At 73.5% G+C, this 13,483-nt stretch carries 12 protein-coding genes and 1 pseudogene; 7 read left to right on the plus strand and 6 right to left on the minus strand.

The annotated features are described in order from the left end of the window. Positions 1-117 precede the first annotated feature (117 nt). Positions 118-1,095: a helix-turn-helix domain-containing protein gene (locus tag BLV02_RS23815; RefSeq protein WP_069109307.1), complete on the plus strand. Its 978-nt coding sequence runs from the start codon at positions 118-120 to the stop codon at positions 1,093-1,095. A gap of 7 nt (positions 1,096-1,102) precedes the next feature. Here the strand turns inward: BLV02_RS23815 and BLV02_RS23820 are convergent, their stop codons facing one another. After that, positions 1,103-2,440: an MATE family efflux transporter gene (locus tag BLV02_RS23820; protein ID WP_069109306.1), complete on the minus strand. Its 1,338-nt coding sequence runs from the start codon at positions 2,438-2,440 to the stop codon at positions 1,103-1,105. A gap of 332 nt (positions 2,441-2,772) precedes the next feature. On the opposite strand from BLV02_RS23820, the gene dnaB reads away from it, so the two are divergent. Next, entirely contained in the window at positions 2,773-4,134 is a 1,362-nt protein-coding gene (gene dnaB, locus BLV02_RS23825) for a replicative DNA helicase (RefSeq protein ID WP_074946629.1), read from the plus strand. A gap of 481 nt (positions 4,135-4,615) precedes the next feature. Beyond that, a pseudogene (locus BLV02_RS38080) lies at positions 4,616-4,963 on the plus strand (helix-turn-helix transcriptional regulator); the annotation flags it as partial. Between the two features lie 12 nt (positions 4,964-4,975). On the opposite strand, the gene BLV02_RS23835 reads toward BLV02_RS38080, so the two are convergent. Next, on the minus strand, positions 4,976-6,151 hold the full coding sequence (locus tag BLV02_RS23835) for an MFS transporter (RefSeq protein WP_176986540.1): 1,176 nt from the start codon (positions 6,149-6,151) through the stop codon (positions 4,976-4,978). Positions 6,152-6,251: 100 nt separating this feature from the next. After that, a complete protein-coding gene (locus BLV02_RS23840) occupies positions 6,252-7,208 on the minus strand; it encodes a helix-turn-helix transcriptional regulator (protein ID WP_069109305.1) in 957 nt (318 codons plus the stop codon). A gap of 59 nt (positions 7,209-7,267) precedes the next feature. Between BLV02_RS23840 and BLV02_RS23845 the strand changes: the two genes are divergently transcribed. The 4 genes from BLV02_RS23845 to BLV02_RS23860 all read left to right on the plus strand — a co-directional run bounded on the left by BLV02_RS23845 (position 7,268) and on the right by BLV02_RS23860 (position 10,090). Beyond that, positions 7,268-7,831, plus strand: coding sequence for a mycothiol transferase (locus BLV02_RS23845; RefSeq protein ID WP_069109304.1), 564 nt, complete (start codon positions 7,268-7,270; stop codon positions 7,829-7,831). Next, complete coding sequence (locus tag BLV02_RS23850) at positions 7,828-8,454, plus strand: GNAT family N-acetyltransferase (protein ID WP_216093977.1); 627 nt, start codon at positions 7,828-7,830, stop codon at positions 8,452-8,454. Before BLV02_RS23845 ends, BLV02_RS23850 begins: the two co-directional genes overlap by 4 nt. An 80-nt stretch (positions 8,455-8,534) precedes the next feature. Continuing rightward, positions 8,535-8,873, plus strand: coding sequence for a YciI family protein (locus BLV02_RS23855; RefSeq protein ID WP_069109302.1), 339 nt, complete (start codon positions 8,535-8,537; stop codon positions 8,871-8,873). Continuing rightward, on the plus strand, positions 8,870-10,090 hold the full coding sequence (locus tag BLV02_RS23860) for an RNA polymerase sigma factor (RefSeq protein WP_069109301.1): 1,221 nt from the start codon (positions 8,870-8,872) through the stop codon (positions 10,088-10,090). The genes BLV02_RS23855 and BLV02_RS23860 overlap by 4 nt, the downstream gene beginning before the upstream one ends. Here the strand turns inward: BLV02_RS23860 and BLV02_RS23865 are convergent. The 3 genes from BLV02_RS23865 to BLV02_RS23875 all read right to left on the minus strand — a co-directional run bounded on the left by BLV02_RS23865 (position 10,065) and on the right by BLV02_RS23875 (position 13,483). Then, on the minus strand, positions 10,065-10,529 hold the full coding sequence (locus BLV02_RS23865; protein WP_069109300.1) for a hypothetical protein: 465 nt from the start codon (positions 10,527-10,529) through the stop codon (positions 10,065-10,067). The two genes, BLV02_RS23860 and BLV02_RS23865, sit on opposite strands and share 26 nt — an antisense overlap. Before the next feature lie 41 nt (positions 10,530-10,570). Beyond that, positions 10,571-12,679: an MMPL family transporter gene (locus BLV02_RS23870; RefSeq protein WP_069109299.1), complete on the minus strand. Its 2,109-nt coding sequence runs from the start codon at positions 12,677-12,679 to the stop codon at positions 10,571-10,573. 114 nt (positions 12,680-12,793) lie between these two features. Continuing rightward, positions 12,794-13,483 (minus strand): response regulator, encoded by a 690-nt coding sequence (locus BLV02_RS23875; RefSeq protein ID WP_245737780.1) that lies wholly within the window; start codon positions 13,481-13,483, stop codon positions 12,794-12,796.

Genomic DNA, 13,483 nt, shown 5'->3' on the forward strand with positions numbered 1-13,483 from the left:
CTTTCGGGAGGGAGACGGAACATTCGTAAATCTGCCACGATTCAGGACAATGCATACTGGCGCGAATGCGCCATGACCGGTATCCGCCAGCGACGACCTGGGGGCTGAGGAGGCATCGTGTTCGATGTGCTCGGGCTGGGTGATGCGGAGGAGTCCGCCTATCGCGCGCTGGTCGAGGTGCCGTCGGCCGACGTCGCCGCCCTGGCCGCGCGGCTCGGCCTGCGGCCCGGCGAGGCGGCGACGGCGCTGGCGTCACTGGAGCGCCGCGGCCTCGCCGCCCGGTCCAGCGCCAGCCCCGAGCACTACGTCGCCTCGCCGCCGTCCGTCGCGCTGGCCGCCCTCGTCGTCGACCGGCAGGAGGAGCTGCGCCGCGCCGAGGTCGAGATCGCCGCGCTGACCGAGGCGTACCGGCGCACCGAGTCCGACCGCAGCGTCGGTGACGTGGTCGACGTCGTCTACGGCGCGCAGGCCGTCGCGCAGCGGTTCATGCAGCTGCAGGCGTCGGCCCGGTCCGAGGTGCTCGGGCTGACGAAGGCGGAGGTCGTCGCGATCTCCGGCGAGGAGAACACCGCCGAGGAGGCCGCCGTCGAACGCGGCGTCAGCTTCCGCGTCGTCCTCGAGCGGGCCGCGTTCGACCGTCCCGGCTTCGCGACCGCCGCCGAGGCCGCCCTGGCCGACGGCGAGGAGGTGCGGGTCGCGTCCGTGGTGCCGATCCGCCTGCTCGTGGTCGACCGGCAGATCGCGCTGGTGCCGCTGGTGTCCGGCGAGGCGCGGGCCGTCGGCGCGCTGCTCGTGCACCAGAGCGGCCTGCTCGACGCGCTGATGGCGCTGTTCGACAAGGTCTGGGACGAGGCGGTCCCACTGGTCCTCGGCACCGGCGGGGGCCTGGCCGAGCGGCCGCCGTCGGGGCTCACCACCCTCGACGCCCGGATCTTCGGGCTGCTGCTGGCCGGGCTGACCGATCAGGCGATCGCGAACATGCTGGACATGTCGCTGCGGACGGTGCAGCGGCGGGTGCGCGCCCTGATGGACGCCGCCGGCGCCGACACCCGCCTGCAGCTCGGCTTCCAGGCCGCGAAGCACGGCTGGGCCTGAGTCCGGCTCACCGGACCGCGCCGGTGACCATCCAGGTGTCGCTGCGCTCGCGCAGGGCCAGCGTGACCAGCCGCACCAGCATCCAGACGCCGATCGCGCCCCAGAGCCACATGATTCCGGCCTGCTCGGACAGGTCGGCGACGGAGACGGCCCAGGCCGCCGGCAGGAACGCCACCACCGAGAGCACCGACGCCCAGGCCAGGTAGCGCCCGTCGCCGGCGCCGATCAGGACGCCGTCCAGCACGAACACCCACCCGGCGATCGGCTGCATCGCCGCGGCCACGACCAGCGCTGCGAACAGCAGCGTCCGCACCTCGGGGTCGGACGTGAACAGCCGCGCGTAGCCGTTGCCGATGACCAGCAGCAGCACGGCGAGCGCGAACCCCGACAGCACGCCCCACTGCACCATGCGACGGGTGATCGACCGCGCGCCGTCGACGTCGCCGGCGCCGAGCGCCCGGCCGACCAGCGCCTGGGCGGCGATCGCGACCGCGTCGAGGATGAGCGCCAGCAACGTCCACGTCGTGAACGCCACCTGGTGCGCGGCCAGCGCCGCCGTCCCCAGCCCCGCCGCCACCACCGTGATGACGATGAGCGCGGCCCGCATCGCGACCGTCCGGACGATCAGCGGGACGCCCGCGCCGAACGCCTGCGCGACGCCGCGCCCGTCCGGCCGCAGCCCGACGCCGGCCCGCCGGGCGCCGCGCGCGACGACCCGGATGAACACGGCGGCCATGCCCGTCTGGGCGAGGACGGTGCCGAGCGCGGAACCGCCGATGCCGAGGCCGAGCCCGTACACCAGCACGACGTTCAGCACGACGTTCGCGACCGCGCCCGTCACCGCGACGTAGAGCGGCGTCCTCGTGTCCTGCAGGCCGCGCAGGACGCCGGTCGCGGCGAGGACCAGCAGCATCGAGGGGATGCCGAGCAGGCTGATCCGCAGGTACGTCTCCGCGTGCCCGGCCACGTCGTCGCCCGGGCCGAACAGCGACACCACCCACGGCGTCAGCGGCCAGCCGGCCGCCACCGTCGCGACGCCGATCAGCACGGCCAGCCAGCAACCGTCGATGCCCGAGCGCAGCGCCCCGGCCTGGTCGCCGGCGCCCAGCCGCCGCGCCACCGCGGCCGTCGTCCCGTAGGCGAGGAAGATCGACACGTTCACCAGCGTCGCCAGCACCGTCGCCGCGATGCCGAGGCCGGCCAGCTCGGGGGTGCCGAGGTGGCCGATGATGGCGGAGTCGGTCAGCAGGAACAGCGGCTCGGCGACGAGCGCGCCCAGTGCGGGCAGCGCGAGCCGCAGGATCTCGCCGTCGGCTGCGTGCCGGCGGAACGGATGTCGAATCATGGCAGCACCGACGGTAGGGGTGACACCTGTCATCACGTGACCGGCGTCTCGCTATTTGAGATCTTGCCCTGTGGATCTCCGTCCACACCCGGTGGACGACGAATTTCGCGTGTGACCTGTCGTTTCGCGGACGTTGTGGACAGTCGGCAGGACCTCCGTCCCCAGGGTTGTCCACAGTTGGGGATGATCGTTTACGGGGCGCCTCCACAGCCGGTCCACAGCGCCTGTGGATCATCGACTTGGCGACGCGCCGAAGCGGGACATAGGTTCGCCGAACAGCCCGGTGGCTGTTAGAACATATGTATGCACCATCCGGTGCCGAAGGGGTGTGCGTGAGCGTCGCTGAGCTACCGGATCGGCGGGAAGAAGCTCCCGCCGACTACGGTCGCACGCCACCGCAGGACGTCGCCGCCGAGCAGTCGGTGCTGGGCGGCATGCTGCTGTCCAAGGACGCCATCGCCGATGTCGTCGAGATCATCCGCGGCAACGACTTCTACCGGCCGGCGCACGAGGCCGTCTACGAGGCGGTCATCGACCTCTACGGCCGCGGCGAGCCCGCCGACGCCGTCACCGTCGCCGCGCAGTTGCAGAAGCGGGGCGAGCTGGGCCGGGTCGGCGGCGCGCCGTACCTGCACACCCTCGTCTCCTCCGTGCCGTCGGCGGCCAACGCCGGCTTCTACGCCGAGATCGTCCGCGAGCGGGCCATCCTGCGCCGCCTCGTCGAGGCCGGCACCCGCATCACTCAGATGGGCTACGGCGACGACGGCGACGCCGACATGATCGTCGACCGCGCCCAGGCCGAGATCTACGCCATCACCGAGAAGCGCTCGTCCGAGGACTACCACCCGCTCTCCGAGATCATGGAGGGCACGCTCGACGAGATCGAGGCCATCGGCTCGCGCGGCGGCCAGATGGTCGGCGTCCCCACCGGCTTCACCGACCTCGACGCCCTGACGAACGGTCTTCACCCTGGTCAGCTGGTCATCCTGGCCGCTCGACCGGCCGTGGGCAAGTCGACCCTGGGACTGGACCTCGCCCGGGCGGCGTCCATCAAGCACGGCCTGACGTCGGTCGTCTACTCGCTCGAGATGGGCCGCAACGAGATCACGATGCGCCTGCTCTCCGCCGAGGCGAAGGTCCCGCTGCACCACATGCGCTCCGGCCAGATGACCGACGACGACTGGAACCGCATCGCCCGCAGCACGGGCGAGGTGTCCAGCGCACCCCTCTACATCGACGACTCCCCGAACATGACGATGATGGAGATCCGCGCCAAGTGCCGGCGGCTCAAGCAGCGCAACGACCTCCGCCTCGTCATCATCGACTACCTCCAGCTGATGACCAGCGGCAAGCGCGTCGAGAGCCGCCAGCAGGAGGTCGCCGAGTTCTCCCGGGCGCTCAAGCTGCTGGCCAAGGAGCTCGAGGTCCCCGTCATCGCGATGAGCCAGCTCAACCGTGGCCCCGAGCAGCGTCAGGACAAGAAGCCCATGCTGTCCGACCTGCGCGAATCCGGCTCGATCGAGCAGGACGCCGACATGGTCATCCTGCTGCACCGCGAGGACGCCTACGAGAAGGAGTCGCCGCGCGCCGGTGAGGCCGACTTCATCGTGGCCAAGCACCGTAACGGCCCCACCGCCACCATCACGGTCGCCTTCCAGGGCCACTACTCCCGCTTCGTCGACATGGCCCAGTGAGGCCGGTGCGGGAATAAGCGGACGGCTGGGCGCGGCTGGCCTGTCTGTGACCGCAGCCCTGCCGAATGCCGCCACCGACCCGGGTGGGGCGGTGGCCCGCTGGGAGATGTCCACCGTCCGCCGCGTGCGACTGACCACCGCTGAGCCGCTGGCCGACGCGCCGGGGTCGATGTGGGCGTTGGTCTGGGAGGGGGCCGTCGACGTCGAGACGGCGGTGGGGAGGCGGCAGGTCGGGGCGGGCGACGCCGTGTATGTGGGGGCGACGACGGCGTTCCGGGTGGTGGCGACGGAGCCGGCGTTCGTGCTCGTCGCCGACCTGCGGCTGGTCGTGCCGGCGCATCCGCTGCCGAGCCCGCTGGTGGTGACGGCGTTCAGCGACCGCCACCGCGGCGTCACCGGCCTCGTCATGACCTGCCCCATCGACGACGGCTGCCATCCGTCGCTGTTCGTGGCCAGCTACGCGGGCCTGGTGGGCGCCGCGATGACGGCGTCCTGGCTGGAGGACGTGCCCCCGCGCGCGGACGACGCCGGCGGCGACGAGCAGGTCGCGACGGTGGTGGCGGCGCTCGTGGCGCACTCGGGGGAGGGGTGGACGCTGGACCGCATGGCCGGTCTCGTCCACCTGTCCCGTTCGGCGCTGACCGACCGGTTCCGCCGCGTCACCGGCCGCAGCCCGATGCGGGTGCTGCGCGACGTGCGGATGTGGGAGGCACGACGCAGGCTCGGCGGCGGGCAGGCGGTCACGCAGGTGGCGTACGCCGTCGGGTACGGGTCGGTGGCCGCGTTCAGCCGCGCCTTCTCCGCCCAGCACGGCGTCGCGCCGCAACGGTGGCGCGACCGCTCAGCGGGCCGGGATCCGCAACAGCGCGAACCCCACCCCGGCGGCCACGGCGGCAGCGGCGCCGACGACGAACGGGACCCCGACGCCGTAGGCATCGAGCAGGGCGCCGCCTGCCGCGGAGCCGAGCGTGATGGCGACCTGGAACGCGGTGACCTGCAGCGACATCGCGGACTCGACGCGTTCGGGTTCGACCCGCGCCACCCAGAGCTGGGTCGCCACCGGCACCATGTTGAACGCGAAGCCCCACAGCACGACCGCCACCGTCAGCAGCGGTAGCGCATCGGCCGTCGCGACCAGCAGGCTGACGCCGAGCAGCATCGGCGCGAGCGCTGCCAGCAGCCGCAGCCGGACGGCGGCCGCGCCGGCCACGATCGTCCCGGCGACGCCGCCGGCGCCCCAGGCCAGCAGCAGCCACGTCGTGGCGCCGGGGTCCAGCCGCTCCGTGGCGACGCGGATGTACGGGTACGCCGCGAAGTTGCCGAACGCCACCAGCACGACGCAGCCGATCCCGGCCATCAGCCGGCGGTGCCGGAGCGCCTGACGCAGCATCCGGATGCCCGCGGACGGGTGCGCCGGGACGGGCGGCAGCGTGCGGGCGAGCCCGGCGGCGGCCAGCAGGCCGAGCACGGCGGCCCCGCCGAACGCGGCCCGCCAGCCGACCACGTCCCCGACGACGGCGCCCACCGGCACGCCCACGACGGTCGCGACGCTGACCCCGAACGCCATCGCCGACGACACGGCCCGGGCCCGCCCACCCACCGCCGACAGTCCGGCCCCGAACGCGAACGACCAGTACCCGGCGATCGCCACCCCCAGCAGCAGCCGGCCGGCCAGCAGGACGGCGAAGTTCGGCGCGACCGCCACCGTGAGGTTCGCCGCCGCCCCGACGAGCAGCAGGCCGACGAGGACGGTGCGCCGGTCGGCGCGCGGCAACACGACGGCGATGCTCGGTGCGGTGACGGCGCCGGCGATCGCCGTGGCCGCGACCGCCAGCCCGGCGACCCCTTCGCTGACGCCGACGTCGGCCGCGAGGGCGGGCAGCACGCCAGCCGGCAGGAACTCGCTCGCGACCAGCATCGCGATACCGGCCGCGAGCGCGACGACGGGCGCCCAGCGGGGCCGGTCGGTCAGGGCGGCGGACGGCGCCGGCTGGGCGCGCGGGGACGGGGAGGCCACCCACCCACCCTCCGCCCCGGCGGCCGCCGCCGGTTGATCCCGCGACCGGGCCCGTTGATCCCGCGGCCGGTCGATCCCGCGGCCGGTTGATCCCCGGCCGCTACAGGCCGGACGCGTCGACGAGGCGCTGGCCGACGGCGCGGGTGGTGTGCCGCAGCTCCACGCAGCCGACGACCCGGAACGCCACCGGCAGCCGGGCCAGTTGCTCGGCGTACCACCAGGGGTTGCTGGTGCTGCCGGTCAGCCGGGTGGTGTCGTCGTCGATCGCCTCGAGGGTGCCGAGCATGGGCGCCACGCACGGCCGCACCTTCTCCAGCGGCCCTTCGATGATCACCTCGGTGTCGAACTCCCAGCCGCGCGCCAGGTGCGCCTCCAGTTCGGCGACGGCGTCGAGGCCGGGCGGCGGCGTGAACGGCGTCGTCAGCACGGACACCGACGTCACGCGGTCGATGCGGTACGCGCGCCGGGCGTCGGCGCCGTGCGACCAGCACAGCAGGTACCAGCGGCCGTGCCGGACGACGACGGCCCACGGCTCGACGTCGGCGGTCCATTCGGAGCCGGCCTCGGAGCGGTAGCTGAGGTGGACGCGGCGGCGGTCGGCGCAGGCCTGGACGAGCGTCGTCGCCGTCGACGGGTCGGGTCGGGCGGCCGCGCGGTCCGGTGCCGGGGCGGTCGTCCGCCGGACCGCCTCGGCCTGTTCGGCGATCGGCTCGGGCAGCGCCCGCAGCAGCTTGCCCAGTGCGCTGCCGACCGGGTCGGCGGCGTCGGCGGCGTCGTGGTGACCGTCGAGGACGGCCATGACCAGGCCGAGCACCTCGGCGGCGGTGAACAGCAGCGGCGGCAGCCGGACGCCGCGGCCGAGCCGGTAGCCGCCGTACGGGCCGCGGGCCGACTCGATCGGCAGGCCGGCTTCGCGCAGGATGCCGACGTAACGGCGGGCGGCCCGCTCGGTGACGCCCAGGGCGTCGGCCAGCCGGTCGGCGGTGATGCCGGGGCCGGACTGGATGAGTTCGAGGGCGAGCAGCGCCCGCGCGGTGGGGCTGGCGTCGTGCGTCATCGCAAGATCTTTCCGGATCCGGAAGCGGAACGTCCGGAATCGACTCTAGCGTTCCGGGCATGGACCTACAGGACATGACCGTCATCAAGGAGTCGATGGCGGGCGACGAGGTCGAGATGCTGATGTTCGCCCTCGAACGCGCCCGGGCACAGTTCGCCTGGAAGTGCGACGGCCTCGACGCCGACGCGCTGAACACGACGCTGCCGCCGTCGGCGATGACGCTCGGCGGGTTGCTCAAGCACGTCGCGCTCTGCGAGGACCTGCGGATCAACGAGTTCCTGACCGGTGACCACCTGCCCGAGCCGTGGAAGCAGGAGCACTTCGACGCCGACCCCGAGTGGGCCTGGCACTCGGCGGCGGACGACACCCCCGACGAGCTGTACGCGTTGTGGCGTGCCTCGGTCGAGCGGTCCCGGGCGGCGTGGGCGACGGTGCTCGCGAACGGCGGCGGCCTGGACCAGCCGTCGATCTTCACCACTCAGGCCGGTGAGCATCCCAACCTGCGCCGCGTCCTCGTCGACGCGGTCGAGCACTACATCCGGCACGCCGGGCATGCCGACCTCCTCCGCGAGAACGTCGACGGCCGCGTCGGCGAGGACCCGCCGCAGCCGTCGGCGTCGTGAGGGAGCCGATCGACGCAGGTCAGGTGCGGGTGGTCCCGGCGAACGAGGCGTCCTGGCACGACCTGACGCTCGTCTTCGGGACGGCCGACTACGCGGCCCGCTGCCGCTGCCAGTGGTTCAAGGTCGAGGGGTGGATCTGGCGCGACTCGACGCTGGACGGACGGCTCGCGGCGCAGGAGGAGCAGACCCACTGCGACGAGCCGGACGCGCCCGAGACCAGCGGTCTGGTCGCCTACGTCGACGGCGAGCCGGCCGGCTGGGTGGCGGTCGAGCCGCGCCTGAACTACCCGGCACTGTTGCGCCGTCGCAGCCCGGTGGTCTGGCGGGGCCGCCACGAGGACCCCGACGACGCCGGCGTCTGGGCGGTGACCTGCGTGATCGTCCGCAAGGGCTACCGTGGCCGCGGCCTGATGTACCACCTCGCCGCGGCCACCGTCGGCCACGCCCGCGACCGCGGCGCCCGGGCGCTGGAGGCGTACCCGATGCTCACCGAGCCGGGCAAGGAGATCACCTGGGGCGAGCTGCACGTCGGCGCCCGGCAGGTGTTCGAGGAGGCCGGGTTCACGCAGGTCAGCCACCCCACCAAGCGTCGTGTCGTGATGCGGGTGGAATTCGGCGCATAGGTGTGTCGGATCGAGGCCGTCCCGTTCGTCGTGGGGGCGTACCGCGAAGATGACAGCATCCATGCGAAGGAGAACCCGCCATGAAGTACCTGATGCTCGTCGGCACCGACCCCGACCACTCCGAGACCGACGCCGCGGCAGCTCCCGACATCGAGGAGTGGTTCGCCTACGTGACGGGCGCCGGCAAGCACGTCGTCGGTGACCGCCTGCGCCCGTCGTCCGCCGCGACGACGGTCCGGGTCCGGGGCGGCGAGCTGCTGGTCACCGACGGCCCGTTCGCCGAGACCAACGAGTGGATCGTCGGCTTCGACGTGCTCGACTGCGCCGACCTCGACGAGGCGATCGAGATCGCGTCGAAGCACTCGATGGCCTACACCGGGCGGCTGGAGCTGCGCCCGTTCTGGCCCCTCGACGGGTGACGGACGCCCGCGCGGCCGTCGCCGATGCCGTCGCCGCCGAGCGGCTGCGCATCGTCGCCGCGCTCATCCGGGTGACGGGCGACTTCGACCTCGCCGAGGACTGCGTGCAGGACGCCGTCGAACGGGCGCTGGCGCGCTGGCCGCTCGACGGCGTCCCGGACCACCCGGGCGCCTGGCTGACGACGACCGCCCGGCGCCGCGCCGTCGACGTCCTCAGGCGGCGGCAGACCGAGCGGGCGAAGCTGCGCGAGGCGCAGGCGCTGGCCGAGCTGGCCCGCGACCTCACCGGCGACGACCCCGGGCCGTATGGCGACGACCGGCTGAAGCTGCTGTTCACCTGCTGCCACCCGGCGCTGCCGATGGCCGGCCGGGTGGCGCTGACGCTGAAGTCGGTCGCCGGGCTGTCGACGCGGCAGATCGCCCGCGCGTTCCTCGTCAGCGAGGCGACGATGGGGCAGCGGCTGCTGCGCACGAAGAACAAGATCGAGCACGCCGGCATCGGCTTCCGGGTGCCCGAGCCGCACCGGCTGGCCGCCCGCACGGACGCCGTCCTCGCCGTCGTCTACCTGATCTTCACCGAGGGGTACGCGATGCTGCACGACGACCTCGCCGCCGAGGCCGTCGAGCTGTCCGGGCTGGTCGCGCGGCTGCTGCCCGAGGACGACGAGGCGCTGGGACTGCACGCCCTGCTGCTCCTGCAGCACGCCCGCCGCGCGGCCCGGACCGACGTGGACGGCGACCTGGTCACGGTGGAGAACCAGGACCGCGGCCGCTGGGACCACGACGCGATCGAGGCCGGGCTGACGGCGCTCGCGGCGGCTCGCGCGACCGGCCGGGCGCCCGGGTACTACCGGCTGCAGGCCGAGATCGCGGCGCTGCACTCCACCGCCGTCCACCCGGACGCGACCGACTGGGTCCGCATCGTCGCCGCCTACGACGCGTTGCTCGCGCTGCGCCCGTCGCCGGCGATCGAGCTGAACCGGGCGGTGGCGGTCGGTTTCCGGGACGGGCCGGAGGTCGGGCTGGCCGCGGTGGACGGCGTCACGGACCACCCGCTGCTGTCCGCCGTCAGGGCCGATCTGCTGCGCCGGGCCGGACGGCGCACCGAGGCGGCCGCGGCCTACCGCGACGCCGTCGCCGCCGCCCGGACCGAGCCCGAACGGCGGCTGCTGGAACGCCGCCTCCGCGAGGTCAGTGGTCCAGCCGCCGATAGTTGACGACGAAGTCGGTCGCCCACACCCGGCCGTCCGGAGAGGCCTCCCAGCGTCCGTCGATCGTCGCGCCGTCGCCGGCCACCGTGCCCTCGAAGCGCTGGTGGAAGTTCTCGCCGGGGCGCGAGGAGAGGGTCCACCGGCCGCCGTCGAAGGCCATCGCGTAGACACGGGCGACGCCGCGGGAGTCGGTGTAGAGCATCGTGTAGGCGCCGGAATGGTCGTCGACGCCGATGACGGCCTCGGTCCAGTCCGGGGCCAGGCCCTGCCACTCGGGCACGACGAACGTCTGCGGGTCGGTCCGCTGGGCCAGGAATCCGCCGTCGAGCCGGCGGAACGTCGTGGTGGCGGTGCTCATGAGCCGGTCGTCGATGGTCGCGGTGAGCTCCCACGAACCCACGAGGACGTCGAGGCGGGCCAGCCGAGGATTCACGGTGATGTCCATGACTCCTCAGACTGGCCCACCGGGCCGAATTCATCGAGGGCTCAGCCCACCATCGCGGGCCCGCGCTCGGCCGGCACCTCCTCCACCCGGCGCGTCGGCTGCGGCGACGGCGCCGACTCGGTGAGCGCCAGCCGGTCGTGCACCCGGCGCAGCGGCCGCGGCAGCCACCAGTTGCCCTTGCCGAGCAGCGTCATCGTCGCCGGGACCAGCAGCATCCGGACCACGATCGCGTCCAGCGCGATCGCCAGCACCAGCCCCAGCCCGATCGCCTTGATCGGCGCGAACCCGCCGAACACGAACCCGGTGAAGACGACGCCGATGATCAGGGCGGCCGCGGTGACGATGCCGCCGGTGCGCTGCAGCCCGGCGACCACCGAGCCGTGCGCGCCGTCGCCGGCCAGCCAGCGCTCGCGGATCCGCGACAGCAGGAACACCTCGTAGTCGACGGACAGCCCGAACGCGATCGCGCCGACCAGGATCGGGACGGTCAGGTGCAGGTAGCCGAGGCCCTCGCTGCCGAGCAGCCCGGCGAGGTGACCCTGCTGGAAGACCCAGACGACCACGCCGAGGGCGGCGCCGATGCTCAGCAGGTTGGTGAGGATCGCCTTGATCGGCAGCAGGATCGACCCGGTGAACGCGAACAGCAGGGCCAGCGTGCCGATCGCCACCAGCGCGATCGCCCACGGCAGCCGGTCGCCCAGCATCGCCCGGTAGTCGACCAGCGTCGCGGTGTCGCCGCCGACCTGCACCTCGTAGGGCAGGTCCAGCGCGCGGATCGACCGGACGGCGTCCTGCGCGGCCGCGCCCTCGGCGTCGCCGGACGGGGTCGCGGCCAGGCCGGTGAGGTCGTCGGTCAGCGGGACGACCTCGACCGACTCGATGCCGGGGAGATCCGCGACGGTCTCGCGCAGGCCCTCGACGGCGTTCTCGGGCGCCGACGCGACGATCTCGATGTCGCCGGCCCAGCGGGCCTGCTCGGGGAAGTGGGTGGTGAGCTGCGTCCACAGTTCGCGGGTGTCGGTCGACGCCGGCAGCATCCGCGGGTCGCCCTGCGAGATGTGCAGGTCCGCGACCGGCGCCGCGAGCGTGACCAGCGCGGCCGCCGTCGTGACCAGCGTCAGGACGGGGCGCTTCTGCACGCCGCGGGCGACCCGGGCGAACACGCCGTCGCCGGTCTTCTCGCGCGACGGCGAGACGCGGTGGCCGAACTTCGCCAGCATCGCCGGCAGCAGCGTCAGCGCGGCGGCCATGTCGGCCAGCACGATGGCGGACCCGGCCAGCCCCATCGAGCGCAGGAACGGGTCGTTGAAGACCACCAGCCCGGCCAGCGCGACGGCCACCGTCAGCCCGGAGAACACGACCGTCCGCCCGGCGGTCGCCGAGGTGCGCAGCACGGCCTCGCGCACGTCGGGCGCCGTCCGCCGCTCCTCGCGGAACCGGCTCACCATCAGCAGCGCGTAGTCGACGGCGAGCCCGACGGCCAGCATCGTCGTGATCTGGATCGCGTACACCGAGACGTCCGTGACCTGGCTGAACGCGAACAGGATGCCGAACGTCGCGCCGACGCCGACCATCGCGATCAGCAGCGGCAGCCCGGCGGCGAGCAGCCCGCCGAACACCAGCAGCAGCAGGATCAGCACGACCGGCATGGACAGCATCTCCGCCCGGGCGACGTCCTCCTGGGCGGTCTCGGAGAACTCGACGTCGGACAGCGGGCCGCCGGCGACCACGACGGACGTGGCGTCGATCGACTCCAGCCGCTCGGCAGCGGCCGACGCCTCGCCCTCGCCGTCGTCCTCCAGGCCGGGCGAGAGCGCGATCTCGACGAGGGCCGCGTCGCCGGACTCCGACGGCAGCGGCGGCGAGACCGAGGCGATCCCGGGCAGCGCCGCGACGTCGGCCAGGCCGGCCTCCAGCGCCTCGGGGGTGGCGCCCTCGACGACGGCGGTGACGACGTCCGGCTGCGGGGCGGCGTCGTCGACGTGCTCCTCGGCCTGGGCCGACTCGCTGCCCGGCACGACGCCGGTGTCGGAGGTGAGGCGGTCGAACACGCCGGTGCCGATGCCGAAGCCGGCGGCGAGGACCGCGACCCACACGAGGATGACGATGACGGGCCGCCTGACGGCGAACCCGGTGATGGTGCGTAACATGACGGCCTCCTGGGTTCCGATTGGACTGTGTCGATCGTGTCCTCGGACCCCCACCCGGCGGATCGCCGTGGAGAGCGGATTACCGCACCGCTCCCAGGAGTGGAGCTCTCGCTCTCAGGAGTGAGAATCGCCCGGCGTGACCAGGCCGGTCTCGTACGCGAGCACGACCGCCTGGACGCGGTCGCGCAGGCCGAGCTTGCTGAGCATGCTGCTCACGTGCGTTTTCACCGTGTGCTCGGTGACGAACAGCTCGGCCGCGATCTCGGCGTTGGACAGCCCGCGGGCGACCTGGCGCAGGGTGTCGGTCTCGCGGGCGGTCAGCGCGTCGAGACGGCCGTCCGCCGCGCCCTGCCCGGCGCCGGGCGGCCCGCCGCCGCGGCCGACGACGTCCGCGATGAGCCGGCGGGTGACCGACGGCGCCAGCAGCGCCTCGCCGGACGCGACGACGCGGACCGCCTCGACCAGCTCGTCGCGGCGCATGTCCTTGAGCAGGAACCCGCTGGCGCCGGCCCGGAGCGCGTCGTACACGTACTCGTCGAGGTCGAACGTGGTGAGCACGAGCACGCGGGCGTCGGTCTCGCGGCAGATCGTGGTGGCCGCCTCGATGCCGTCCATGTGCGGCATCCGGACGTCCATCAGCACGACGTCGGGGTGCAGCTCGCGCGCGGCGGCGACGGCCTTGACGCCGTCCTCGGCCTCGCCCACGACCGCGATGTCGGGCTGGACGTCGAGGATCATCGCGAAGCCGCCGCGCACCAGCGCCTGGTCGTCGGCGATCAGCACGCGGATGGTCGGGTCGGGCAC

It is taken from the genome of Jiangella alba (assembly GCF_900106035.1).
GTDB lineage: Bacteria > Actinomycetota > Actinomycetes > Jiangellales > Jiangellaceae > Jiangella > Jiangella alba.